The 25,061-nt window shown below is 46.8% G+C and carries 31 protein-coding genes and 1 pseudogene; 17 read left to right on the top strand and 15 right to left on the bottom strand.

Going from position 1 to position 25,061, the window contains the following annotated elements:
• From HA494_00545 to HA494_00515, 7 genes are all read left to right on the top strand, one after another.
• Positions 1-951 (top strand): glycine dehydrogenase (locus HA494_00545; GenBank protein ID NHV96269.1); only part of this gene is annotated, 951 nt, incomplete at its 5' end.
• A gap of 1 nt (position 952) precedes the next feature.
• Positions 953-2,422: a glycine dehydrogenase subunit 2 gene (locus HA494_00540; protein ID NHV96268.1), complete on the top strand. Its 1,470-nt coding sequence runs from the start codon at positions 953-955 to the stop codon at positions 2,420-2,422.
• The gene (locus HA494_00535; protein ID NHV96267.1) at positions 2,419-2,748 is read left to right on the top strand and encodes an iron-sulfur cluster assembly protein; all 330 of its coding nucleotides are present in this window, start codon (positions 2,419-2,421) and stop codon (positions 2,746-2,748) included. The genes HA494_00540 and HA494_00535 overlap by 4 nt, the downstream gene beginning before the upstream one ends.
• A 42-nt stretch (positions 2,749-2,790) precedes the next feature.
• Positions 2,791-3,096 (top strand): MoaD family protein, encoded by a 306-nt coding sequence (locus HA494_00530; protein ID NHV96266.1) that lies wholly within the window; start codon positions 2,791-2,793, stop codon positions 3,094-3,096.
• Positions 3,093-4,385 (top strand): tRNA (N(6)-L-threonylcarbamoyladenosine(37)-C(2))-methylthiotransferase, encoded by a 1,293-nt coding sequence (locus HA494_00525; GenBank protein ID NHV96265.1) that lies wholly within the window; start codon positions 3,093-3,095, stop codon positions 4,383-4,385. Before HA494_00530 ends, HA494_00525 begins: the two co-directional genes overlap by 4 nt.
• Positions 4,386-4,457: 72 nt before the next feature.
• Complete coding sequence (locus tag HA494_00520; protein NHV96264.1) at positions 4,458-5,501, top strand: hypothetical protein; 1,044 nt, start codon at positions 4,458-4,460, stop codon at positions 5,499-5,501.
• A gap of 89 nt (positions 5,502-5,590) precedes the next feature.
• Positions 5,591-6,109, top strand: a complete 519-nt coding sequence (locus tag HA494_00515) for a hypothetical protein (protein NHV96263.1) — start codon at positions 5,591-5,593, stop codon at positions 6,107-6,109.
• Here the strand turns inward: HA494_00515 and HA494_00510 are convergent.
• The 5 genes from HA494_00510 to HA494_00490 are packed head-to-tail and all read right to left on the bottom strand — an operon-like array spanning position 6,106 to position 7,640.
• Positions 6,106-6,381 (bottom strand): 50S ribosomal protein L31e, encoded by a 276-nt coding sequence (locus tag HA494_00510; protein NHV96262.1) that lies wholly within the window; start codon positions 6,379-6,381, stop codon positions 6,106-6,108. The two genes, HA494_00515 and HA494_00510, sit on opposite strands and share 4 nt — an antisense overlap.
• Before the next feature lie 9 nt (positions 6,382-6,390).
• Positions 6,391-6,549 carry a 50S ribosomal protein L39e gene (locus HA494_00505; GenBank protein ID NHV96261.1) on the bottom strand — a complete coding sequence of 53 codons (159 nt, stop codon included), beginning with the start codon at positions 6,547-6,549 and terminating at the stop codon, positions 6,391-6,393.
• A complete protein-coding gene (locus HA494_00500; GenBank protein NHV96260.1) occupies positions 6,550-6,822 on the bottom strand; it encodes a DNA-binding protein in 273 nt (90 codons plus the stop codon). It abuts the gene before it with no gap.
• 10 nt (positions 6,823-6,832) lie between these two features.
• On the bottom strand, positions 6,833-7,288 hold the full coding sequence (locus HA494_00495; GenBank protein ID NHV96259.1) for a 30S ribosomal protein S19e: 456 nt from the start codon (positions 7,286-7,288) through the stop codon (positions 6,833-6,835).
• Positions 7,289-7,334: 46 nt separating this feature from the next.
• A complete protein-coding gene (locus tag HA494_00490) occupies positions 7,335-7,640 on the bottom strand; it encodes an RNase P subunit (protein ID NHV96258.1) in 306 nt (101 codons plus the stop codon).
• A gap of 86 nt (positions 7,641-7,726) precedes the next feature.
• On the opposite strand from HA494_00490, the gene HA494_00485 reads away from it, so the two are divergent.
• Positions 7,727-8,356, top strand: a complete 630-nt coding sequence (locus HA494_00485) for a hypothetical protein (protein NHV96257.1) — start codon at positions 7,727-7,729, stop codon at positions 8,354-8,356.
• On the opposite strand, the gene HA494_00480 is transcribed toward HA494_00485, so the two are convergent.
• The 4 genes from HA494_00480 to HA494_00465 are packed head-to-tail and all read right to left on the bottom strand — an operon-like array spanning position 8,340 to position 10,228.
• On the bottom strand, positions 8,340-8,921 hold the full coding sequence (locus HA494_00480; GenBank protein NHV96256.1) for an LLM class flavin-dependent oxidoreductase: 582 nt from the start codon (positions 8,919-8,921) through the stop codon (positions 8,340-8,342). The two genes, HA494_00485 and HA494_00480, sit on opposite strands and share 17 nt — an antisense overlap.
• A complete protein-coding gene (locus HA494_00475; GenBank protein ID NHV96255.1) occupies positions 8,918-9,226 on the bottom strand; it encodes an LLM class flavin-dependent oxidoreductase in 309 nt (102 codons plus the stop codon). The genes HA494_00480 and HA494_00475 overlap by 4 nt, the downstream gene beginning before the upstream one ends.
• A gap of 1 nt (position 9,227) precedes the next feature.
• Positions 9,228-9,782: a UbiX family flavin prenyltransferase gene (locus HA494_00470; GenBank protein ID NHV96254.1), complete on the bottom strand. Its 555-nt coding sequence runs from the start codon at positions 9,780-9,782 to the stop codon at positions 9,228-9,230.
• Positions 9,783-9,796: 14 nt separating this feature from the next.
• Complete coding sequence (locus tag HA494_00465) at positions 9,797-10,228, bottom strand: archease (GenBank protein ID NHV96253.1); 432 nt, start codon at positions 10,226-10,228, stop codon at positions 9,797-9,799.
• A 69-nt stretch (positions 10,229-10,297) separates the two neighbouring features.
• Here HA494_00465 and HA494_00460 point away from each other — a divergent pair, with 69 nt between their 5' ends.
• Both HA494_00460 and HA494_00455 read left to right on the top strand, forming a co-directional pair.
• On the top strand, positions 10,298-11,248 hold the full coding sequence (locus HA494_00460; GenBank protein ID NHV96252.1) for a hypothetical protein: 951 nt from the start codon (positions 10,298-10,300) through the stop codon (positions 11,246-11,248).
• 39 nt (positions 11,249-11,287) lie between these two features.
• Entirely contained in the window at positions 11,288-12,307 is a 1,020-nt protein-coding gene (locus tag HA494_00455) for a hypothetical protein (protein NHV96251.1), read from the top strand.
• Here the strand turns inward: HA494_00455 and HA494_00450 are convergent.
• On the bottom strand, positions 12,304-13,563 hold the full coding sequence (locus tag HA494_00450; GenBank protein NHV96250.1) for an aminopeptidase P family protein: 1,260 nt from the start codon (positions 13,561-13,563) through the stop codon (positions 12,304-12,306). The two genes, HA494_00455 and HA494_00450, sit on opposite strands and share 4 nt — an antisense overlap.
• Before the next feature lie 57 nt (positions 13,564-13,620).
• Here HA494_00450 and HA494_00445 point away from each other — a divergent pair, with 57 nt between their 5' ends.
• From HA494_00445 to HA494_00435, 3 genes and pseudogenes are all read left to right on the top strand, one after another.
• The gene (locus tag HA494_00445; GenBank protein ID NHV96249.1) at positions 13,621-14,853 is read left to right on the top strand and encodes a matrixin family metalloprotease; all 1,233 of its coding nucleotides are present in this window, start codon (positions 13,621-13,623) and stop codon (positions 14,851-14,853) included.
• Between the two features lie 69 nt (positions 14,854-14,922).
• Positions 14,923-15,877, top strand: a pseudogene (locus tag HA494_00440) (trypsin-like serine protease).
• Between the two features lie 86 nt (positions 15,878-15,963).
• Positions 15,964-16,110, top strand: a complete 147-nt coding sequence (locus HA494_00435) for a hypothetical protein (protein NHV96248.1) — start codon at positions 15,964-15,966, stop codon at positions 16,108-16,110.
• Between the two features lie 57 nt (positions 16,111-16,167).
• Here the strand turns inward: HA494_00435 and HA494_00430 are convergent, their stop codons facing one another.
• Together HA494_00430 and HA494_00425 are read right to left on the bottom strand one after the other, a co-directional pair.
• A complete protein-coding gene (locus tag HA494_00430) occupies positions 16,168-16,533 on the bottom strand; it encodes a DUF424 family protein (protein ID NHV96247.1) in 366 nt (121 codons plus the stop codon).
• 5 nt (positions 16,534-16,538) lie between these two features.
• Complete coding sequence (locus HA494_00425) at positions 16,539-16,907, bottom strand: translation initiation factor IF-2 (GenBank protein ID NHV96246.1); 369 nt, start codon at positions 16,905-16,907, stop codon at positions 16,539-16,541.
• A 165-nt stretch (positions 16,908-17,072) separates the two neighbouring features.
• Between HA494_00425 and HA494_00420 the strand changes: the two genes are divergently transcribed.
• From HA494_00420 to HA494_00405, 4 genes are read left to right on the top strand one after another with little or no spacing between them, the layout of a single operon-like run.
• Positions 17,073-17,297 carry a sulfurtransferase TusA family protein gene (locus HA494_00420; protein NHV96245.1) on the top strand — a complete coding sequence of 75 codons (225 nt, stop codon included), beginning with the start codon at positions 17,073-17,075 and terminating at the stop codon, positions 17,295-17,297.
• Positions 17,298-17,669, top strand: coding sequence for a sulfur reduction protein DsrE (locus tag HA494_00415; GenBank protein ID NHV96244.1), 372 nt, complete (start codon positions 17,298-17,300; stop codon positions 17,667-17,669).
• Entirely contained in the window at positions 17,650-18,690 is a 1,041-nt protein-coding gene (locus HA494_00410; GenBank protein ID NHV96243.1) for a cysteine synthase family protein, read from the top strand. Before HA494_00415 ends, HA494_00410 begins: the two co-directional genes overlap by 20 nt.
• 20 nt (positions 18,691-18,710) lie before the next feature.
• Positions 18,711-20,252, top strand: a complete 1,542-nt coding sequence (locus tag HA494_00405) for a molybdopterin-dependent oxidoreductase (protein ID NHV96242.1) — start codon at positions 18,711-18,713, stop codon at positions 20,250-20,252.
• Here HA494_00405 and HA494_00400 read toward each other — a convergent pair.
• From HA494_00400 to HA494_00390, 3 genes are all read right to left on the bottom strand, one after another.
• Entirely contained in the window at positions 20,245-22,026 is a 1,782-nt protein-coding gene (locus tag HA494_00400) for an ATP-binding protein (protein ID NHV96241.1), read from the bottom strand. The two genes, HA494_00405 and HA494_00400, sit on opposite strands and share 8 nt — an antisense overlap.
• Complete coding sequence (locus HA494_00395) at positions 22,023-23,825, bottom strand: hypothetical protein (protein ID NHV96240.1); 1,803 nt, start codon at positions 23,823-23,825, stop codon at positions 22,023-22,025. Before HA494_00395 ends, HA494_00400 begins: the two co-directional genes overlap by 4 nt.
• Positions 23,826-23,890: 65 nt before the next feature.
• The gene (locus tag HA494_00390) at positions 23,891-25,057 is read right to left on the bottom strand and encodes a lactate utilization protein (protein ID NHV96239.1); all 1,167 of its coding nucleotides are present in this window, start codon (positions 25,055-25,057) and stop codon (positions 23,891-23,893) included.
• Between the last annotated feature and the right edge of the window lie 4 nt (positions 25,058-25,061).

Below are 25,061 nucleotides of genomic sequence, written 5' to 3'. Positions count from 1 at the left end.
GCTGCTGGCGAAGCTTGCAGGATGGCAGTGAGAATAACCAGAAGACGAAAGATCGTCGCGTTGAGGAATTGCGGTCCACAGAGGCTTGAGGTGATAAGGACATACTGCACACCAATAGGGGTCGAGGTTATCACGGCTGAGTATGATCTGATGAAAGGGTGCGTAGATTATGCTATTCTAAAAGAGAAGGTTGACGAAGATGTTGCTGCCATCTACTTTGAGAACCCAAACTACTTCGGGGTCTTTGAAGAGCTTGCTGAAGATGTATGTAAATTAGCCCATGAACACGGTGCTATGGCCATAGTAGGGTTAGACCCTACTTCGCTAGCTGTAGTTAAGCCCCCAGCGGAGTATGGCGCAGATATAGTTGTAGGAGAGGGGCAGCCCTTGGGTTTACACCTCAACTACGGCGGTCCTCTTATTGGAATATTCGCAGCCAGAGGAGGGCAGAAGGTCTATAGGCAGATGCCTGGGCGCATAATAGGCGAAACCGTCACAAGGGATGGTGCTAGAAGATGTTACACTATGGTTATGCAGACACGCGAGCAGCATATAAGAAGAGAGGAAGCCACATCTAACATCTGCACGAACGAAGCCCTTTGTGCAGTAGCTGTTGCCGCTTATCTAACTAGCCTTGGAAGCAGCGGTTTTAGGGAGCTTGGCAAGCGTATAATGGAGAGCTCGCATTACGCTGCTATGAAGCTGGGTGAATTAGAGAATGTGGTTTCCCCTTATTACACTCCTTTCTTTAAAGACTTCGTTGTAAGGTTTCTAAAAGCAGACCCTAAGAAGATCTACGTGAACCTATCAAGATGCGGGTTAGTTGGTGGGCTGCCTTTAGGTAGAGACTTCCCTGAGCTAAGTGATGCAGCGTTATTCTCAGCAACCGAAGTCCATTTGAAAAGCGACATCGATCTTTTGGTCAACGCTATAAAGAAGGAGTTGAGTTGACATGGTATTTAGGCAGGCTAGCTGGGATGAGCCCCTACTTATAGAGTTAAGTAGGAAAGGTAGGTGCGGCTTAACCCTCCCCTCAGACCCGGAGCTCAGTAAACAGGTGGGAGACGTCTTGGAAACAGTACCCAAAAATTTGAGGAGATATGATATTAGGCTGCCTGAGGTAGCTCAGCCTCAGATAATAAGACACTATACCAGACTATCTCAGATGAACTATGCGGTAGATTTGGGCACATACCCTCTTGGTAGCTGCACAATGAAATATAACCCAAAGATAATTAAGAGGGTAATCTCAAACGCTAGATTCAAGACGATTCACCCCGAAGAGCCTGAGGAATACGTTCAAGGTCTATTAAAGATGCTTTTTGAGTTAGGCACGATGCTCGCTGAAATAGTGGGTTTGCCGAAGTTTTCCCTACAACCCGCCGCAGGCGCTCAAGGCGAGTTTACGGGTGCGCTGATGATCAGAGCTTGGTTAAAGGATAGAGGGCAACTTGGCACTAGAAACGAGATTCTTATACCTGATACCGCTCATGGAACCAACCCTGCGAGCGCTGCGATGGCTGGCTTCAAAGTCGTTAAGATACCCTCTACGAAAGATGGGGTGGTAGATATTGAGGCTGTGAAGGCCGTGGCTGGTAGATCTACGGCTGGTATGATGATGACCGTCCCAAATACACTAGGATTGTTCGAGAAGAATGTGAAAGAGGTTATCGGGATAATACATGAAGCAGGTGGGCTGACATATTATGATGGAGCAAACTTGAACGCACTACTAGGTAGGGTAAGACCGGGGGATATCGGATTCGATATAGCGCACCTGAACCTACATAAGACCTTCGGCACACCACACGGTGGAGGCGGCCCTGGTGCAGGTCCTATCTTCGCTACTGAAGAGTTAGGCGATTATCTCCCTACTCCAGTTCTTGAGTTTGATGGCTGTAGATATAGGTGGAACTATGATAGACCTAAGTCAGTCGGTAGAGTGAGAAGCTATTTCGGTAACATAGGTGTACTAGTAGGCGCATATGTTTATTGTCTTCTGCTCGGTCGAGACGGGTTAAGAGATACCTCTGCTCTCGCTACGCTTGCAGCGAACTACCTAATGAGTAGACTTGATCGAAGATACTTTGACATTCAAGGCCTTTCAAATACCCCCTGTAAGCATGAATTTGTGGCTTCATCGAAAGCCTCGGCGCTTGATTTAGCCAAGCTGCTTCTTGAGCACGGTGTGCATCCGCCGACTATCTACTTCCCTATAACTATACGCGAAGCTATTATGATTGAGCCTACAGAATCTGAGAGCTTAGAGGAACTCGATCACTACGCTAAAGCATTAAACGAAGCGGCGAAAGTAGCTTATGAAGATCCTAGAGCAGCGGCTGATGCGCCACATAGCACCGCTGTAGCACGGGTAGATGAGGTTAGAGCGTCGCATCCTCGCACACTAAAGGTAAGGTGGTGAGGTTAGAGTTAAATAGAATGGCGTGTGAGTGGGTAAGCGTGGATACGCTCCTCAAAGATCTGGTTGAACAGATTCAGAAAGTTAGAGATCCTGAGACAAATCGGCTCCTCTCCGAATCCAACATAATTCTGGAGATAAGCCGTGTAGACGATGAAACCATTCGAGTGGTCTATTCTCCGTTCTCACCAGCAAGCCCTGTTGCTGTAGATCTAGGTCGAAGGATACGCGAAGCGGTCTCTGAAGTGGCACCGAGGTACAAGATTCAAGTCGTTTGTAGAGGTCACCTTCTGGACGATTTGGTAAATAGGCTTCTCGAGCAGGCTTAACCTAAATTCTTTTATGACAGCAAAGACCCAGCCTTAAGTAAGATGACCGGCGAGCAGAAGACCATAATCACTACAAAGTACTTTGCAGCGCTAAGAGAGATTACTGGTAAGAAGGAGGAAGCCTTTGAGTTTAATGGAGAAGTTGATGCGAGGAAGTTCTTGGAGGCGCTGGTGGCTCGCTACGGAAAGAAGAGCGCTGAATTCCTACTGGACCAGAAAGGGACTTTAAGAGAGAGCCTGGTTATGCTAGTCAACGGTAATGCTGTGGACACCTCAGACCTAGCCTCTTTGAAGCTTAAAAATGGGGATCTAGTTGTGATCCTACCACCGATAGGCGGCGGGCTGTGACCCAAGCAGGAGCGCAAGCTAAGGTTTACATAGAGTCATATGGATGCAGCGCGAATCTAGCCGATGCTGAGATCGTAGCTGGTTTACTACTTGACGCAGGCTACACAATAACCCGATCACCTACAGAAGCAGATCTCAATGTCATAGTCACGTGCACCGTCAAGGACCCAACCTATCAAAGGATGGTGACAAGGCTTAAGGCGCTTACATCTCTAGGCAAACCTATGATAGTCGCTGGCTGCATGCCCAAAACTTCAAGAGAAACAATACTAAGCATAAACCAACGAGCTTCATTGCTGGGACCTAACTCCATCGATAGGGTAAAGGAGGTTGCTGAGAAGGCGCTTGAGGGAGAGAGGGTTGAAGAGCTCAGCCAAACATACAACAAGCTTCTTCAACCGAGGGTGCTTCGAAACCCTGTCGTAGGCGTGGTGCAGATCGCATCAGGGTGCCTTTCAGCCTGCTCCTTCTGCCAAGTCAAGATAGCGAGGGGGAAGCTCAAGAGCTTCGAGGAGGCGCTTATCTTGGAAGAAGTCGTTAGACTTGTTAGGCACGGTTGTAGGGAAATCTGGCTCACTTCGCAAGACAATGGTTGCTATGGGAAGGATAGGGGCTCCTCTTTAGCAGATCTGCTCGATAAGATCGCTAAGCTCGATGGATGCTTTAAGGTTAGGGTTGGTATGATGAACCCCACACATATACTCGATGATGTTAGTAGGATAGTCGATGTGCTGCGGGAAGAGAGGTTCTTCAAGTTCCTGCACATACCTGTGCAGAGCGGGTGCAACGATGTATTATCTGACATGAGGAGAGGGTACACAAAAGAGGACTTCATAAAGATCGTGGATGAAGCTAGGCGAATAATACCCTCAGTAACCTTAAGCACAGATGTGATCGTGGGCTACCCTACAGAAAAAGAAGAGTGCTTTAAAGAAACAGTTGCTCTGCTCGAGCAAGTAAAACCAGATGTAGTAAATATATCACGCTTCAGCCCAAGGCCTGGTACAAGAGCCGCCTCATTACCTCAGCTCCCATATAGTGTCGTAAAACGGCGCTCAGCAGCCCTCCACAGCTTAGTGAAATTGATCACCTTAGAAAGGAATAGGCGTTGGCTCGGTTGGAGGGGTGAGGCTCTTGTTGACGAGAAGGTTAAGGGAGCTAAAGTGGCCAGAAACCCCTACTATAAGCCAGTTCTACTTTATGATGGTGTTGAATTGGGTTCCTATGTGGATGTTGAAGTTAAAGGAGCAACGGCAGCCTGCCTTCGTGGTGTAGTCTGTCAACATTAGGTGACAAAAGGTCTAACCCTCTTAAGAAGTAGAGGATTATAGTAAATCTGTGTAATGCTATGCGATCAAGCCTTGAGTAGAGGGCATACTCTAACCTTAAAACACTTCATATTTGATGAGGCTTCGAATATTATTGGAGTTGGTGTAGGGACTGCTGGCTGTAGAGTAGCGTCAAAGATCAGCGAATTCAAAACAGGTATACACCACTTCTACTACCTAAGCTGCGACGAAAACGATCTAAGAGGGCTGACCGAATCGATCTACATACCACTCACCCACCTAAGGAGAGAGCCTGCAGCAGTAAGAGGTGTGGGAGTAAAGCATCTAAACAAGATACGTGAAGTGGTGAAAGGCGCCAAGCTCACACTTATAATATCAGGTCTAGGAGGAGCTACGGGCTCAGGTTTAGCCCCTCTAGTAGCCGAAACCGCAAAAGAGCAAGGTTCGCCTGTGCTGGCTGTGGCTATAATGCCCTCAGACTTTGAGCATAGCAAACTCTTCTACTCTTCTATAGCGCTTCGACACCTCAGCAGAGCTTGCGACCACGTCATCGTAATCGACAACAACGACTTCACCCAAACCTTAAGCGATAAACCTATTCTAGATGTGTATGAGGAGATAAACGAGCGGATAGCCTTTGCGCTATCCAGACTACTCGGAGCCTTTGAAAAAGAAGATTATCCAGTAGGCTTAGATAAAACTGTAACAGCCTCTATTAAAGATAGGTTTACGCTGCTCGCTTTAAGCGATAGGGTTGATGTGCTTGAGGCGGTTGGCGAGGCGGTGGCATCTATATATAAGAAAGCCGATCCAGCAGAAGCCGAGTCTGCGCTACTTTATCTGAGCGGTTCAAAGAATCTTTTGGCGGGTGAAGTAGAGGATAGTGTAAAGCATCTTGCAACCTTGCTTAGAGACGGAGGGGTTAGAGTGGAGTATGGCTTCAGCACGTGTGGGTATAGCAAGGTTACCTCCGTAGTCTTGGTCTCAGGATTCAAGAAGATTAAGCTCGCAAACTATGATGTTTTGGACAGCATCTTCGGGGCTGAGAGGACGCTAGATTCTGGACCCGAATGCACTCTTGATCTACCCTTCAATAACATAACTCAACTAGAGTAAAGAGTTTCTAAAACCGATACAGGAACCAATACTGTAATGAAGTAATGACCTTATTTTTCCCCTACAGACTCAGAGGGTAGTGAAGATAGATGAACTACAGCAGAGACGACCTTGAGGACGATGAGAATTGGAGCAGTTTTAAAAGATGGGTGAAAGAGAATCTATGTGAACCAGACATATTTGATAAGATCGACTGGGATATGCTCGTAGACCGCTCACTTAGCTTCGAGGAAGCTGCTGATGAAATAAAGCGTCAACTACCGTCGATCTGGGTGGGCACAGAAAAAGCAGGTGAGAGGGTTAAGAAGATCGTGTTCATAAAACCTCTGATAGAGAAGATTAAACTAGGTGAGGTGCAAGTAACTTACCGGAACAAGCCTAAAACGGGAGTATATTATGTGGTTTCGAACAGGTTTAAGGGCGAAGAGCCAGAGGTGTATATAGAATTCTACAAAAATGAAGTGGTCGACGTAGATAAGTTGACCGACAGAGAAGCGCAGCTAGCTGGGGTGGAGACGGCTGATGAATTAAGAAGGCTTCTTTCTAAATGGTATGGTAGGGGCGCTACCATCTACAGAAACTGGTTTCGAGTTAGGCATGTGGACTAATCTTCGGATGGTAGTGATATTGTAACTACGCCATCCTTATCCTTCACCATCTTGACTGTAAGCTTACGTGGAGGGCTTTCGATGCCTCTGCTCCAAATAAGATTGTTAACTGATTGATCTATCTTAACTTCGCTAGCCTTCATATGCTTCTGCGCAAACTCTTTCAACATATTGACCGCTCTTACCGCTCTCCTCCATCGCGGGGTTATGATGAGGCGCCTTAGGTTTACGGTATAGATCCTCTCAAGCTCAACATCATCTTCTTTACTCATATCCTCTCACTACCCGACCTTAAGCCTACTTCTACGCCAATGCCTTCTCCCAGGGTGTGTTCTTACTCTGCGTTTAGTCTTAACGATAACCCAAGTCGGCACAGCGTAGTTCTCCTTCAGTTTCGAGATGAGGCGTATCTTTAAACCAGAAGGCTTGTTTCTACTCAACTAAGCCCACCTTATCTTAAACTCTCTCTTAGGCTGCTGTAGGCTCGCTAAAACCTGCTTAAGCTCCTCATCGGTGACGGGGTGTGTAAGTTTACCGGCTGAGGCGAGCTGTATAAAGCGATCCTCTACTAGCTTCGCCAGCTCCGGTCTGACCATTCTTATGTTTGCGAGGCGTTCACGCGCTTCTGAGGTGAAGATTATTCTAAGTATGGATTCTCTGATGGCTCTCTGCTGCTCTTCACGCATCTGCCTATCCTGTGTTTCAGAAGCCATCTCAGCCACCTCAACCATATTTTGCCAGCTCAGGGTTTACTTTAACCAGCTCCTTAAATATTTCACCACTAAGCCTATCAAGAAGGCTGCGACCCTTGTTCGTCAAGACCCTACCTTTCTTACCTTCTTTGGCTACTAATCCGGCAGACTCCAGCTGCTGTAGGATACGTCTGATGTTAGAGCCTCCTCCGTCCCTATGATGCGCTAGCGAATAACCTACACTCTTTCTACCCCCATACATAGACTCGAGATCGCTTAGACCAAGAGGTCCATGTAGGTAGAGTTTCCTGAGTATAGATGCAGCCCTTGTATACCACCACTCTCTATCTGCTGGTGGGCGCTCGGCGTGTGAACCAGTCTTAACCATATAAGCCCACATCGGTGGTGCAACTTGAGGAAGTCGCCTAAGGTACTCAGCAAGTCTTTTTATGAGTAGATCTTGTGGCACGTCGTAGACGGTCGGCATCCCCTTATCAGCTTAACCTAACCCAACTTATAAGCCCTATATATCTCTACCCTAAAGGGCGTCTATAAGTGTGCCCGCACATCAAACAGGTCACCCTCAAGATGTGTGCTCTACGTGAGAGCCTAACTCTGCAGTTTAATCCAGGTATGATAAGCTGCTTGCAGCCGTGGCAGAAGAATCTTTTAAGAGAAAAGGGTAAGCGTACATTGTACTTTAAGGCTATTCGCCGAGCCAACGCAGCCTCCTTCTTTGCGAGCTCGTAATCTGTTTTAGCTACCTCTAAAGCTACCAGTAAAATTCTTTCAATCCTCTGTCTAGCTAGATCGGCTAACAGGCGTCTCGGCGGCTTCAACGCTGGTTTATCGCAAGGTGTAAGTTTTTAAACCGTTCTAAACCAATTGATATATGTGCTTCACATAATTCTCGCAGAATCGGCTCTTGAGCTTGTACCTCAGCAGCTATGGAGCGAAAGGAGCATCTTGGCTTCTGCTAAGAGTAAGGGGAAGCACCCTAGGCCAGATATTGCTGGACCGCAGCCTACACCATACTGCCATGCTGAAGCTTAAAGACGGCTTGAGAAGGGGGCGTCCGGACCTAGTCCACCAAGCGGTCTTAGCGGTCACGGGGACACCAGCCTATCTCATGGGTGAGGCAAAACTCTACATACATACTTACGCCAACCTCGTTATAGAGGTTGCAGAGAAGACTAGGCTACCGAAAACCTACTTTAGATTCCAAGGTTTGATGGAGAAGGTGCTGAGCGGTCATAAAGAGGAGCTGCTGAGAGTCAGAGAGACGAAGGTTGATGATTTGATCGATCAGATTGGTGCTGAATCGGTTATAGGCTTCAGCCGCAGAGGCAACTTGATGAAGCCAGAGGAATGGGTGAGCAAGTATGTGAAGAATAATACCGTGTTTGTGGTTGGGGGCTTCCCACGAGGAGGATTTTCGCCAGATGTTGTAAAGAAATTTAATGTGATGGTTGCTATCCATGAAATGCCGCTTGAAACACATACGGTGTTGGCGAGAGTGATATATGATTATGAGAGGCTCAGAAGACAGGTATAACCTCTTTAGCGAAAACCTCCATACCCTTAAGCCTATCTCTACCAATAAACTGTAAGATGAAGTATGTGAAGCCCAACATAAGAAGCCTGTCAATCTTATCAGCACATCGTGTAGGAGAGCCTGCTACAACCACATCAAGGTGGGGTGTGTTCAGAAAGACCTTAAGCAGACCTTTTGTGACAAAACATACACCAGTATACGATTTCACCAGATCTGATGGTGCACGCCCCACCTTCTTACATAACGTATCGAGTGTGGATGCTGCCTTTCTTAACCCGAAGACCCTATAACCGAAGTTGGCGATATCAGCCTCTTCAGCCATAAGCTGGAGCATCTTCGGTCTACTTCCACCTATAAGTACTGGGGGGTGCGGGGTCTGTAGAGGCTTGGGCTCACATACAGCATCTCTAACCGTGTAATACCTTCCCTCAAACGTGAATTGTGGATGCGTCCACATACCCTTAATTATACTTATGGCTTCCTTGAGCTGCGCTAACCTTACACCAGCCCTCGGGAAGGGGTAGCCATATGCTTCGTATTCAGCACTATACCAACCCGCACCTATCCCGAATTCAAGCCTCCCCCTGAGAGCACATCTATGGTGGAGGAGATCTTAGCTAGGAGCGCTGGGTTCCTATATGAGACGCAAGTGACTAATGTGCCTAGCCTTATGCTGCTCGTCTCCGCCGCTAGGGATGAGAGGGTCGTCCAAGCCTCGAGATAATCTTTCTTCTTGCCGACGAAGAAGGGCATAAAGTGGTCGAAGAGCCAGAAGGAGTTGAAACCAAGATCTTCAGCAGCCTTCGCTGTTTCAACGATCTCTTTGTAGGTCTTCCCGTCTTGCGGTAAGATGACGCCGAACTTAACCAACTTAACTCACACCCCAAGGCTTGTAGAGGTTGTGGGTGATCTTGAACCTATCGAGCATTCTACCGACGAGCTGGTCTATCGCTTCATTCAAATCTTCTACACCGGTGTAGAATAATGGAGTGGCTGGTAGGATCGTAGCACCAGCCTCTGCGAGCGTAATAAGGTTCCTTATATCACCTTCAGAGAGCGGTGTTTCAGTAGGTGAGATGACTAGGTCTCTTCCTTCCTTAAGCGTAACATCAGCAGCCCGACCGATTAAGTCTGAAGCGTAACCTTGTGCCAAATCAGCGACCCGCTTAAGGCTGCAGGGCGCTATTACCATCCCTTCAACCTTATAGGAGCCGCTTGCTATCCGCGCTGTAAAATCTCTGTTATCATAAGTGTGGTCAGCTAACGCAAGAACAGCCGACCTTCTTAAGCCCGTTTCTGCAAAAATCTCATACTCACTATACTCATCTAACACCAAATGACTCTTTACACCAAGGCTTTTTAGAGCCTTCAGAAGCCTAATACCGATTAGAAGACCCTTACCAGATAACGCTACAACAATCTCCATCCCAACCACCTCTGCTAGAGATCAAGGAGAAAACGCAGCACATATCGGTTTCCTTCCTCAACTACTTCCATAAGATGGTAGGTTACAGCCTTCACCTCAACCTTTGGTCGGTGCTTCTCAGCAACGAATCTTTCGCCAAAACATTCGGCTCGAATCAGCCATGAGTCGTCCTCTTTTGAAACCTGTGTTGAAAACTCTCTGTAAACGTTTTGCTCAACCTGCATCTCCAACAATATAGCCTCTAACCAGTTGTAGAGTAGGTTTATGAGATCAAAACCCCTTACCTCAATCACCTTCCTCAATTCAGGTTTCACATTCTCTATATCGATGATAGTGTCTGTAAGCGCGTATGCTGCGTTTGCGTACGCTTCGCTTAAATCTCTCCCATAGGCCTCTACGTACGCGTCAGTCATATGCTCAAGCATACGATACCTTACTTCACTCACACCAATACCTTAATTAAGGGTGATAGAAATCGTTTATGAGTGCTAAGATAAAAGCGTGCTTCAAGGGTGGTGTCTGAGTCGGGCGCAAAAACCACTCTACTCGCAGCGACTTTAGCTTTACTACTCTTTACACCTATGGTGCAAGCTGTCCCAACTACCTACGAACCTAAGCGTCTAACAACCACAATCTACGCTGATGGATACGTTTGGGTCGAGTATGAAGTTGAGGCTAACCCCCTCTTACCCTCAATCAACTTAACACTCTTCGGTGGAAGATTTGAAGATTTGATCGTCACGGGCGGTGATGGGCTTATCCTCGACTACAACACCACACAAAACGGTCTCGAAGTCGATACCTTAGGTCTGACAGACATAAAGATATCATACTTCACACAAGACCTAACCAACAAAACTGGTAGGCTCTGGACCTTCACAATAGACGCTCCAGTAGATATCACGGTTAAGCTGCCAAAAGAGCTTACCGTCGTTGGTTTAAATAAGGCGCCTCTCAGCATCAGCAGCGAAGGAGAAACCTTAACAATTGTGTTCGACAGAGGGGGGCTGACCCTAAACTACATCGTCACACCGACCAAACCCACAACTACACAGCAAAGTGAAGTAGGATGGTGGGGATGGTTAAGCTACTCTGCTCTTGCAGCTGGCGTTGTGTTTGTTGGCGGGGCTGTTACTTGGATTACTTTGAGAAGGAGGAGGCTTGCTGCCAAGTTATATGTGAAGGAGAAGCGCGTCATAGATGTGGAGAAGATTCTTGCATCTAAACCAGATTTGAGACCCGATGATAAGGAGGTGTTGAGGTTTCTGGCTGAGGTTGGAGGCGAGGCTTTTGAGGCTGAGCTCAGAAGCCGCTTCAACTTACCTAAGACCTCGATGTGGAGGACGGTCAGAAGGCTCCAACGCGAGGGGCTGGTGGGTGTGAAGAAGGTTGGTGGGCAGAACCTCGTGTATATAAGAAGTGAGTCTGAAATCGGGGGTGGAACGGATGTTCCTCAGAATCCCTAAAATCGAGACCAGTGTCTATAGAAGGTGGGGGCAAAGTGGATGATGGTGGTTAAGGCGGCTACTCTAGCAGCCCTCATACTACTCGCAGCTCTAACCGTTCCCCAGATCACATTAACAGAAGCGGATGCTGGAGGAGTTAAGGGTTCAGCCTACGCCCTAAACCAAATTCTTGATAAAGCGATCACAAACCTACAAACGGTACTGAAGGGGGGAGAGGGCGACCAAGCATACGAAGCTCTAAAGATCCGCCTAAAAGAAGCTGAAACATTAGCAGAAAAGGCGCAAAAAGCATTTAACGAAGGAGCATATCAAGACGCCTTAAACAACTCGCTGAAAGCGCTTAGCATAGTGAAGAGCGTAGCGGCCGAGATCAAAGAGAGCGAAGAAGAGCAGATAGTGGCTGCTTCACACTCAACCCTAAGAATGAGCGCTTTGCTAACTAACATAAAGAACATGACAAATTCGGCTGCGGCGAAAGGTTACAATATCTCTAATTTGGCTGAGAAGCTCGCTGCTGTTTCGCAGTTAGTCGATGAGGCGAAATCTCTATCGGCTAAAGGCGATGCTTTAGGTGCGGGTAGAAGGGTCGCTGAAGCCAAGAGTATGCTCGGTCACTTGGTAAGTAACTTAAACCAAGCGTATGCGAAGGAGAAAGCCAAGTTGGCTGAAGATTATGTGAACAAGACCCTAGGTAGGCTCTTTGGCGCAGAAGGTGCTAAAGGTGGGTTTAAAGAGCAGATAGAGGGGCTGAACGCGTCCAGACGCCAGATACAAGCCGGGAAGTTAGGTGAGGCGGTGAAGCAGATAAATGAGGTTATGAAGCAGATGAAGAAGAACCTCAGCGAGGAAGTTAAGAGTCTGGGCGAGGAGATCCAGAAGATAAGAAGACAGCTCAACGACATCAAAGCGAAGGGTGTGAATGTAGACAGGGAGGAGAGGATGTTGCAGGAGGCATCTAAACTTGCGAAACAAGCTACAGCCCTTCTAGAGAAGGGTGACTACATCGCGGCAAGGATGAAAGTCGCCGAAGCTGAAACGATCTTGCAGCGGCTACGCTAATACACAAGCATCTTCTCAAGATCGGTAAGGTTTTTAGCAGCACCACCCTCCATAACAATTACATCTTCTAACCTAACGCCACCAAGCTTAGCATCATATAGCCCGGGCTCTACTGTGAAGACCTGCCTATCAACAATTCTTTCTTGTGAGTAGAGTGAAAGATAGGGTCTTTCACCTATAGTCAGACCTATGCCGTGCCCTAGGCTGTGTGTAAAGCCTTTGGTTAATTTGGGGTTTGTTCTGGGTGTGTCGTAACCCTTCTTCTCAAAGACTTCGCAAGCAGCCTCCATAGCTTCTTTAGCAAGCATACCGCTCCTCAAACGCTCTAAAACGGTCAGCTGCGCTTCAAGTACAGCCTCAAACATCTCCCTAAACTCTGGTGTAGGCGAGCCTATGGATATTGTTCTGGTTAGATCGAAGCAGTATCCTTCGCTGCCCTGTGGGAAGAGGTCGAAGACTATGGGCTGCCCAACTCTAATCGGCTCGGAATCTATGCCTGAGTAGTGTGGGTCGCTGGATTCTGGGGCTGGTGCAAAGATCATCTCATCTAAGGGTTTAAGGTTTTTTTCAGCCAAGAGCACCCGAACTAATCGTTTGATGTGCCCAACTCTCAACTCCTCTCCCTTGTAAAGAAGTCTATCCCCTACTCTGCAGGATGCTAGATGCTCTAGGATCTCTTTCACTATCTTGCAGGCTGCTACGCCAACTCGCTTAATAGCTTCGATTTCTCGGTCATCTTTCGTCATCATAACCTCCTCTAGGAGCGTTGGCGAGTCCTCCTCAACAACACTCAAGCCCATCCGCTTTAACGCAGAAGATACCTGTAAGATTATATTCGGCCTATTTCTACCATAAATGGCAATCTTCCCCTCGAGACCAGCATCAACCACAAGTTGTTTGACGAGGTTGATGTAAGCGCGCTTCGCATCCTTCTCCAGCAGCCTATAGTAGCCCACTTCACCAAAGCTCTTAACATATTTAACTCTACTTGATCTGGCTGAGCCTAGGTCTGTTTCGCTTACAACTAAGATCGGGTCTTGCCCCCTCCTCTTAAGGTAAAAGCCTCCTCTTGGTAGGGAGCAGCCTACAAGGTAGAGTAGCTCAGGGTTGTTTGATGTAGAGTCGCCTAACGCTAAGATACCATCTAAGCCTCTTTCCTCCATCTTAGAGTCCAGATCGCTAAGCAACCCGCTTAGGTGCTGCTTATGTAGGCGATAAATCTTGCCCGAAACGGTCGTTCCTATTCCACTCTCCACCTTTGGTAATAGGATTCCTAAATTACCGCCCAAGCATAAGGTTAAGGCGGTGGTGCGATGCGCGCAGGAAAACTGGCTATAGCTGCTGTGACCACGCTGGTAGCTGCACTACTAATCGGCTCGCTCGCAGTGCAGATGCAGGCTGAAGCAGTATCCGTGAAGAACAGCATACCAACCTCTACCACTACTAACTATGGTTTACTTAAGCAGACTAGCAAAGGTTACCCAGAGGCGCGCTTTGGAAGACCCATACCCTTACCACCTATTTTCCAACCACCCGAGCTCAGCGAAGCCAACTTCACCATTACTGCTGCTGGTGAGGCGAAGAACATAAGCAGATGGTCTAAAGCCTCAACAGCAGATGCAACACTCTCTTTATCAGGCACCCTTCAGATCTGGCATAACCAAGGCACCCTACTAATTAACAAGGGGCAACTTACCATAGACGATAAAACCTATTCTGTTGAATCTGGCAGAGGCGTCTTCAACACCAAGACCAAGCACGGTCTTTTGATCATACAGATTAGAATCAGTGACGAAGAGGGCAAACATTACCTCGCTTTACTACAGGGCAGAGTAGAACCAACAGAGGTCGAAGGGGTCTACAACGTTTCCTTCAAGGCTCAGATGGTGAGGCTGAATGGAGCGTATCTCTTGAAACTTGATGGCACTTTAGAGGCTACAACAACCCTACGGGCTTACAGCATAAGAACCCTAGGCGGAACCTGGGATCACACCACAATAACCATCAAAATCGAGGAAAGCCCGCTCGCAGCAAACTACACCAACGCTGTAATCGAAGCGATTAAGACTTGGAACGACACGCTTAAAGTCTTCGCTTCCCAACACAGCGAATACAGCTACCTCTCCAACATCGTTCTGAAGCTGACCAATTCAGATGACGCAGATGTTAAGATCAGATTCACAGACGAAGGGATGTTCAGAATAGGAGGGGAGACGCAGACCTCATTCACAGAAGACAAAATATTCAACAATATAACTGTCACCGTCAGAGTTGGACCAAGGTACACTGAGAAGATTGTTTACGCTGTTACACTTCACGAGCTGGGGCACGCGCTTGGATTAGGTCACACAGACATCCCAGAGGATCTAATGTATCCTGTGCTGACGAGCTGGGGGCTAAGGTCTATGGGGATTTCTACACTCGACATATATGGAGTCGCACAAGTCTTCGGCTGGGTACCTAACAATAGCGTAAAGGGATTTGAAGCTCCTCGGATAGTAACGCTACCAGCATCCATCCCATATGAGGTTGTTAAAGGGGGCTAAGCCCCCTTGTTCTTTTATTTTTTAATCCTTTTATCTGACTTCTTAGCTGGTTTAGTGTAGGTGGATGGTGTGCCATCTTTCCCTAGCGAATTTGAAGACAGGATCGTAGAAGCTGTTGCTAAAGTAAGTAGGAGCGTCGTGAATATTAGCACCGTCCAGCTCGTCCGTGACCACTTCTTTAACATCTACCCCGTTAGCGGGATAGGCTCAGGCGTGGCGGTAGATAGTTCTGGTCACATCGTTACCAATCATCATGTGGTCGCTGAGAGCAGAGAGGTTGTCGTTACAACCTACGCTGGCTCTAGATATGAAGGTTGGGTCGTAGGTGTAGATCCTGCTACTGATATAGCGGTTGTAAAAGCTAAGGTTGAAGATATTCAACCGGCTGAATTGGGTGACTCAGACGCTCTGAAGGTTGGGCAGCTCGCTATCGCCATAGGCAACCCCTTTGGCTTCCTTTTAAAAGGCGGACCAACGGTTACAATAGGGGTCATAAGCGCTCTTAACAGGTACATTAGGCTTGAGGATGAGGGTCTACGAGAATCTTATACAGACAGACGCTGCGATAAACCCCGGTAATAGCGGAGGACCCCTTATCGACACTAATGGTAGAGTGATCGGGGTAAATACTGCGATGATCTCTCAGGCTCAGGGTATTGGGTTCGCCGTGCCTGTGAATACGGTTAAGATGATTCTCGAAGATCTTATTAGGTTCGGCAGGGTCATCAGACCTTGGCTTGGTATAGTGGGTATGGATGTTACAAAGGAGGTAGCCAGATACTACGGGTTAGGTGTTGATAGAGGTGTGCTGGTGGTTAGGGTGGTTCCAGACGGACCTGCTGCTGAAGCAGATATAGAAGAAGGTGACGTCATAGTAAGTATGGATGGTGTGCGTATAAGTAGTATCCGTGATCTGCAAGATATAATCAAGAGGAAGGGGGTAGGTTCTCAAGTCGAAGTTCTGATCAAGCGGGGCAGCTTCGAGGGCGTTGCTAAAGTGATGCTGGCTGAGGCGCCTACGTAGCGAAGAAAATGTATGCTTAGGTCAACATGTTTAGCAAAATTTATAAAGCGGTCTGCCGAAGCGTCATCTACAAGAGATGATCAGATTTGAGTAAGAAAGCACCAGATCAAAAAAGCGGCCTAAACGGCTGGAAGTATAAGTGTTCCTGCGGCTTCGAGACCCTACAGGTCGGAAGCGCTGTCGCACATATAAACTCTAACCCTGGGCATCAGCTCCAGCGAATAGAGTTATAGAGGAGCACCCTTCTACTAATTTTTACCGGTCTAATACAGACTCTTTGCTATATACAGTTAGCGTTCTCTATGCGGAGTAGCAACTCTACTACGCTTCTTCGACTGTGACTTTGTGTGCTTAAATTTGAAAACCATAAGGAACTTGACGCAACCTATTTCTCTTACTGCTCTTGGCGATGCAAAGTTTGCTTCAATAACCTTGCTTACGATGTTGTTGCCAGCTAGGTTCAGTATCGGCGTCTCCTCAACTATCTTAAGCGCTTCATCTAGACCCACAACCTCTTCTCCAAAGTAGTCGGGTGAAATGTGCATAACAAGATTACCTTCACTTATAGTCTTGTTCAGAATCTCAGCATCACAGATATTCGCCATCCTTATGTCTCCGCTTGTAATAAGTTTGACGCAGAATCTACTTTCACCCAAAACCATCACACGGACTTCAGAGAAGATTTGGCGCCACAGGCTTCGCAGAGCAGAAATTGTAGTCGCTTCACCTTCTCGACTCTAGTATCTGGGCTACCGCAGACAGGACATAATACATAGTCACGCATATATCTATTAAGCAGCACAGCGAAAGACTGCTTATCCTTCCTTCCAATAAAGATCGCTCTCTCACCATCTAAGGAAGCCGCGGTAGCCAGCTCCTTAGCCAAGAACATCAGAAGCTTATTTGCATCACGCCGAAGCAGCCTAGGGTAGTCAGCGAAGTTCCTGAGGATAGTCTTGTTACCGACCCAGAGAATCTGAGGCTCAGGCAGTTCCAGCCTAGTTCCGGTTGACTTTGCTGGCGTACCCATCTTAACTCTAAGTCTGTGTAAGAGCTCGTGGTAGGATAGGCTCAAACCTCTTTCAGCAAATAGTGGTTACGGGTTGATATTTCAAGGTTTCGCTCCTATAACAGCGTTATGTTTATTTACCTCTAAATACCATACACCATTAGAGCAAACTTGACCGAACAGAAGATCGTAAACAAACTCGATTTAAGAGGGCTCTACTGTCCAGAACCAGTATTCCGAACGAAGGTAGCCGTGGATGCCCTTCCAACAGGTGAGGTTATCGAGGTTATCGCAGATGACCCAGCCTCTGAAGAAGATATACCGCGTTGGGCGAACAGGGTTGGGCATAGCATACTTTCCATCCAGAAGAACGGCAAAGACATACACTTCTTGATCAAGAAGGTGAAGTAGATGAGTGAGCAAAGAAAGAAGATGCTATATGTTCAAACAAGTGGGGTGGACACACCTGAGCGCCTTTACGCACCCTTAATATTAGCAGCAACAGCCGCTGCGACAGATATAGACGCTACGGTCTACTTCGTAATAAAAGGTGTGACTGCAGTAAGGAAAGGTGAGGCAGAGAAGATCAAGATAGGAGAGTTCCCAACCCTCAAAGAGGTTCTAGATCAAGCGGTCAAAGCGGGTGTAAAGTTGATGGCTTGTGAACGAAGCTGCCAACTGCTCGGCATACCAAGGGATCAGATAATGAGTGAGGTAAAGCTGGTTGGCGCCGCTACTCTAAACGATCTCGTGTTGGAGGCTGATGGTGTACAATACTTTTGAGGTGAAGTCGGTGCAGAGCTTTGAGGATATCTTAAAGCGCGTGGGCAATACGCCACACATACCACTCTCATCCCCCAACGATAAAGTAGAGCTATATGCTAAGCTAGAATGGTTCAACCCCTTCGGCTCGCTAAAGGATAGGGCAGCGCTATGGATGATCAAAGACGCCGAGAAAAAGGGGGTGCTAAAAAAAGGGCAGACCATACTCATCGAACCGACATCAGGTAACACCGGCATCGCTATAGCTGGTATAGCGAGGGCACTCGGCTATACTGCCGAATTAGTCGTCCCGGCTAAAGTCAGCGAAGAAACCAAAGAGCTGATCAGGAGGCTTGGGGCGTTGGTACTTCAGACGGAAGATGATCTATGCCCACGTGTAGGGCCGGGCACAGATCAGTGCATAGCGTTAGCGAACTCTATAATTAGGGCTAGACCGGAGAAGTATGTTATGCTGAACCAGTATGCGAACGAAGCAAACTTCCTTGCGCACTATGAGAGCACGGGTCCAGAGATTTGGAGCAGCCTAAAAGATGTGACACACTTCATAGCTGGAGTAGGCACAGGAGGCACTTTAACTGGTGTGGCAGCTTACATTAAGAAGAAGAACCCTAACGTTAAAGTTATTGGTGTGCAGCCTCAAAAGGCTCACCATATACAAGGCTTAAGAAACTTAGAGGAATCTATGGCGCCTGAGTTGCTCCGCAGAAGGCTCGATTTAATAGATGAGTGGATCAAAGTCTCCGATAGCGAGGCGTTCAAAACGGTTAGGTTTCTTGCAGAATCTAAACGTCTATTTGTAGGCCCATCTAGCGGCGCTGTTTACGCAGCAGCCCAAAAAGTGGCTGAGAGGCTCAGTAAAGGTAAACTGGTTCTGATATTTGCTGATGATGGCAGAAAGTTCTGGAGCCTCTACAGCAAATTTAAAGTCTTCACGAGAGAGGAGTTCGAATATTACAGCCGCAACGCAAGGTACCTGCCTGAAAACATATTATTCCAAGAGGAAGTTTTGAGGGTTTACTAATATCAAATCGGAGCAAGGTTATGGGGTTTAAATCCGGACTAGTGGCTGGAGCGGCGTCAATAGCGGTAGCCGCGCTTCTAAAAATAATATTAGTCGACGCCCCATTCGCTCCCGAAATCATAGCACAAGCCATAATCTCTATTACCCCTGCAGCGCTCTCCTACCGAATAATAGAGGTACTTGGCTCTGCTGCAAAGTATCTTGCCCTTCTTCTGGGAATAGCATTACTTCTCTGCTTTTATGGTTTCTTAGGTATAATTCTAACTTATGTGCAAGAATTTAAGAAAATCAGAGTGGTTGGTGTGCTCGTCTCCACTACCTTAGCCTACTCAACTACACTCACACTTGTATTACTAGCTGCCAACCTCTCTGGAGATCTACTGCGAATACAACTCAGTAGCCTCATAATCTACCACATACCCTTAAGCGTAATCTTTGGAATCATAGTAGGAGCCTCCTATTTAATGGCTTTCGCACCACATAGTCAGCAAGCAAATGTTGAAAGAAGACGACTAATCAAAAGGCTAATTTTAAGCACACCTTTAGTGGCAGCTGCCCTATCCACCTTACTCTATTTGACTTTATCTAAATCTGCTGAAGACAAGCTTTCGGAACCTTATGTGAAAACTCTCAAACCTTTGACAGACTACGAAGTCACACCAACTCCCCTATTCTTCTCAATTTCGAAAGACTTTGTTTCGCCTACAGTTGATGTAGAGAGGTGGGTGCTTAAGGTTAATGGGTTGGTAACTGATCCGCTTCAGCTAAGGTTAGATGACATTAAGGCTATGCCTCAAGTAGAAGAGTATGCTACATTAGAATGTGTCAGTAACCCGGTAGGAGGGGATCTGATAAGCACAGCTCTTTGGAGAGGTGTGACGTTAAGAAGCATATTAGAAAAGGCCGAAGTCAAAAATGATGCCAAGTATGTTGTGTTCAGATGCTCTGATGGATATAGCGTGGGCATACCGCTTCATGTAGCCTTAGACGAGGGGACTATACTAGCCTATGAAATGAATAACGAACCATTAACCGCAGATCACGGTTACCCGCTAAGACTCATAGCACCAAAATATTACGGTATGATGAATCCAAAGTGGATAACCGAGATAGAAGTAGTCGATAGCATATACTTGGGTTTTTGGCAAAAGCTCGGTTGGGCTAATGAAGCAGAATACCAGACACATTCAACTATATTGGTGCCTGGCTATAGTCCACTTAGAAAGCGCTTCGGACTAGACCCGAAACCACAAGAAACAAGGCTAGGCGATAAAGTGCAGATTTTTGGTATAGCTTTCGCTGGCGATAGAGGCATATCTAAGGTTGAAGTCAGCCTAGATGGCGGTTCAACTTGGCTAACAGCTAACCTCAAGAAACCCCTCTCTAAGTATACTTGGGTTATATGGTGGTTAGATTGGGAGGTTAATACATTAGGCAGCTATCTGATTAAGGTTAGGGCTACAGACGGCTATGGGTACCTTCAGTCAGACGACCTATCTGAACCATTCCCAAAGGGCGCTTCAGGATACCACACAATAGTTGTACACGTAGAAGCTACTTAACACCCAGATTTGTGAGCAGGATATCTTCGTTATTAGGAGACTGTATAAATGCTGGAACGCTCTTCTGTTTAGTAGCTTTGTAGGAGACAAAGAGCCACTGACCAGTATCTAGTTCAGTAGTCTTCTCCAATAGATCGTAGCTGAGCGAGAAAGCGTCTGCGATAACGATTCTGTCATATAGCCTAGGCAAGGTGCTTACAAAGTAGCTGTGAAGCTGCTGAAGAGCATTTACATTCAAGTGTGCAACTCTCTGCGTGCTCAGCCAGCAGTGTGCCCTATACTTTCTACCCTGTCTAAGAAGGGCTTCCACCGCTCTATTTGATTCATCCGAATAGTCGTTTTTGAGAGTCCTATCGGGGATGAACTCTTGAGCCTCATCTAACACTACCAGAACCTTTCTTCTAGCGCCTCTGGTCTTCTTTATGTGGAGAAGAATGTTGATGATTTTGGCCGCCATTAATCTGGCTTTGTCTGGGTCAGGCAGATACAATATGTTTAGAGCTGGTTGGTCACTTTTCAGCAACTGGTTTGCAAACGCGTTCGGGGTTAATATGTGCGCTTCGACTTTTTCGCTTTCCCTCAACTTGTCTGCTTCTTTAAGGTAGTCTAAAATTGCGGTCAAGTCTATCTTCAATGACGATCGCTCTGGCGCTAAATGAACCAGCTCTTCTAATGTTTGGATAAGGTACTCTCTATCCTCCTCTCTAAGCTCCGTTAGATCGGTGTTCCGATCGTATCCTTTACCCTCTATTAGCTGCTTTATGATCTCTTTAAGCTTAAGGTTAGCGGAAGTCGCCCCGGCTTTCCCTGAATCATAAATATTCTTCAGAGTTGTGAGTATAAAATTCAGATCTATCTTGAACTCCCCGCTATCTTCAGCCACTACCTTCTGAATCCTACCTTCCTCAAATAATCTTTTAACACTCTCTCTAAGCACCGAGTCAGGTAGCCTTTGTTCTAATGTTTCAGGTACAGCTTGAGCGTTTAGGAAGTTGGATACATCGCCTTGAAAGTCTTCGGTTGAGAAGACCATACCACTGGTTGTTAGTAGATCTAGCAGGTGTATAGGATACTCGCCAGCAACATCAAAGACCACCACTTTAAGATCTGGGATGGCTTCAACCGCCTTTCTTATCAGATAGGATGTTAGGTTTGATTTGCCTGAACCCGTGAAGCCGAATACGCCAGCGTGGTATCTAACTATGCTTTCGATATCAACGGTCAAAGGCATGTTAAAGCCTATCAGAGTACCTATCGGCACACCTTCTTCTACGCAAAGAAACTTGCGTACAGTATAGTTTGAGAGAAGATATGCCTTAGAGCCTATAAGGGGTATCAGAGTGGTTTTCGCAAATCTTGGTTCACCACTCTCCAGTTCCAGCGAATAACCAGTGGGTACAGCCACTATGTCCAGCCAAGTCTCCTCGCTCTCACCCCAGCTATCATTTATCCTTGTAAGAAACTCCAGCCTAACAGTTTTAGGTAGAGAAACATCCATCCCAAGCATCTGAAAATGTGTAGGTCTGAGATTAACAATCTCATATATTAGGTAGATCCTTGAGCCCTCGGATGTTACACGCTCTATCCCAACAAAGGATGGTTGATGAAGTCTATCAAGAACCTTGAAGTCGAATTTAGCCTCTAATACAGCAATCGAGTTAGAGACGCTTATCTCTCCCTCTCTTGTTTTCGTTGACCTAACTACGGTTCTGTGATCCCTTAACCTTGCTTCGAACTTTCCACCCATATCATCAAAGATACTTTGAGGATTCAAGCTTCCAAACCACCTACTCGGGCTGCTCTTTTCCTACTCTCCTCTATCTCAGATCTTGCGCCCCTAAATCCCTTCGCTATATAGAAGTAGCGGTGCTTTCTTGTGAGAGTTCCTAGGTGAAGGTCAGCGATTCCTCTAAGCATCGCCCTCATAAGGTTAACTTCAGCCTTTACAGCCTTATCAGCTAAGTAGAGAAGCTGGTTATGCCCGATGGCTTCCAGCACTTCAGGGTTATCAGACTGCGAAAGGATAACTAGTATTAGATTATCAAGAGGGTTTACACCACCGTCTTCAACATAAGGCTCTATCTGAATAACCTTATCTCTCGACAAAACGTTTAGAGGTTTACAGAAAGTTTCATCAAAGGCAGGGTGGTAAAAGCGATCATATACGAATACAGGTGAGCGTGCTCGATTATCTGTCGCAAAAGTCTTCAGCTGGAAATATGACTTGACTAGGAACTTTTCTCTGAAGACAATCTTTCGAGCAGCACGTAGAGGAGCTCTCTGCTCACCGCTCTTAACCAGCGTGGTGAAGCAGATATCATAACTCAGCGTCCTCCAAGGCGTTTCAATAAACTCTTCATTAACGGATGTTAGGACAGTCAAGAACGCTTTATCATTTCTTATCAACGGTGCTTCGCCACTCTCCAATATATTCTGGGATATAGCGTATGGAATTACGCTTCTCGTAAAATCTGATGCCACGGTATCTTTGGTCACACCTATAACTAGTACTCTCTTCTTCTGTGTTTGATGTAAAAGCTCGTAGATTAGAAAGATGTTCACAGCGTTTATGTCGAGGACGGTCAGCCACTTATCTTCATCGAGCTGTAGAGGATGTTCGTCGCTTTCAAAGACCCTCCTTCTAACAGCTTCAGCCACCGCCTTAGTCCTAGCCCAATAATCCTTAACCTCTGGTTTAAGGGATATACTCATGAGATCACATTTTTCGAGCAGCTGCTGATTATAGTGCTCATTCATCTCATTCAGCTTCTTCACAAGTCTGTGAAGCTCCTCATCACCTATCTTAAGTTCCCTAGCTAATTCGCTCTTCGTCAACTCGCCTCGCTGAATTAAAGTCTGTATAGCTCGATAGAGTAGATAGGGTGGGCGCGCAGGGACATATAAGGTTCCAGGGCCAAGCACCGAAGCCAAGCTGAGATCGAGCATAGATACCCTACCCTCTTGGGTCTCTATCTCGGTTAACGCTGAGGTACCTATTCTTAGAAGGAGTCTAAGGTCTCTTGCTGCTGGACCGAAGGTCCCTGATAGAGGTCGGTCGAGGAAGAGTACCTTCACACCTTCTTGGCTAATTGTCTTTAAGGCGAGTGAGAGTTCGCCTAAAGTCATTATAGCGTATGGGATTCGGTCTAACGCTTGCTTAAATTCAAACTCCACATCTGTTGAGGTAAGTGGATTAAGGGTATAGGAGGTATCGTCAAGCCAAAGCGGTATAGCAGCAGAGGCTGTAAATCTTGAGTCGCGCTCAGCAGCTGTCACGCCGACATTTATACTCTTCCCATCGAAGCGAATAGGGCATTTATAGGCTGTTGCACAGACATAAAACAGAATCATCTCGAGCCGCTCATCGTAGTCCATAGAGCCGTCTATACCTACGGCTAACCCCTCTTGAGCGTCAAAGAACTTACGCGCCGCAACCAGCCACTCCTCTCCACTTGCGCGTTTGAATAGAGCTTGGAACTCGCACCTACCCTTTAATCTATCCGCTCTAGTAGTGAAGCTTTTAACCAAGGTTGATGTTTGGTTCCCTAACCTACTTGCTATGACACCAGACAACCTTCTACCCTCTAGAGAGGGCTGATAATTAATAAAGGTAGTGCCGAAGTCTCGTGCTACTTTATCTATTTAGAAGAGCGATACTTATCAACAAACAATCTTCTTATTCTCAAGACTATCTTGGCAGTATTTATCTCGACGGGACACCTCTCCTTGCACCTGTCGCAACGTAAGCAGGTGTAAGCTATTGGTGCTGCCCATTCTAATCCAGAAACAGCCAACTCCCAAGCCGCACCGTAGCCTATAAAATACTTGTGACCGAACCTTCCACCTACAAGTGAGAAGACGGGGCATTCGTACATGCAGCCGCCGCACCTCAAGCAGTAAAGAGCTTCCTTTAAGTCTGGGTCTTTTGCTAACTCACTCCTCCCGTTATCGATGAAAACCACGTGGTACTCTTTGGGTCCGTGTGCGCCATATGTGATCACCTTTTCTATGTCACCAGTCTTGCTTGGACCACCTATTAAACTCATATAAGATGGTATGACGTATTGTGCGTAGCGCCATGTAACTTCAGCAACTTTAAAAGCATCCGCTAAGGTTGGAACTAGCTTTTCTATCCCGACCAATACTATGTGCTTTTCAGGTAGGCCTGTGACGAGGCGGGCGTTACCCTCATTCTCAAGCACGAAGACCGCGCCAGTATCAGCGGATACGATGTTTGCACCACTTATCCCAACATCAGCATTTATGTATTTATTCCGCAAAAACCTTCTAGCAGCCCCCACTTCTTTTTGGATATCTGCTGGGATGCTCTCTTTCATAACATTAGAGAAGAGCTTCGCCACTTCCTCTCTCGGTACGTGGATAGCTGGGCTTAGTATGTGCATCGGCTCCTCGTCCAGCAACTGAATTATAAATTCTCCCAAGTCCGTCTCCCAGACCTCGTTTCCTAAAGACTCTAGATGCTGACGTAAACCAATCTCCTCTGATGTAAGGCTCTTTGACTTCACCACTACTTTCTCTCTTCCTACGAGATCGCTTATGATCTTCTTCGCATCCCCTGCTGTTTTAGCAAAGTATGCTTGCCCATTATTGCTGATTATGTTATCCATCGCCTCCTTTAACAGATCCTCCCACCGATCGACGGATCGCTCCTTGATACTTCTAACCTCCTTCGCCAACTTCACAGTGTGCGGGTACTTGGTCAGAGCATTTGTAACATTCTTGCGGTAAGATGCTGTTGCACGCTCTATAGCCAGCGCAATACTCTCGTTTTGAAAAGCTTCCATAAGT

The organism is Nitrososphaerota archaeon (assembly GCA_011605775.1).
Classification (GTDB): domain Archaea; phylum Thermoproteota; class Nitrososphaeria; order Nitrososphaerales; family JAAOZN01; genus JAAOZN01.
This window is presented reverse-complemented; position numbering and strand designations above follow the sequence as displayed.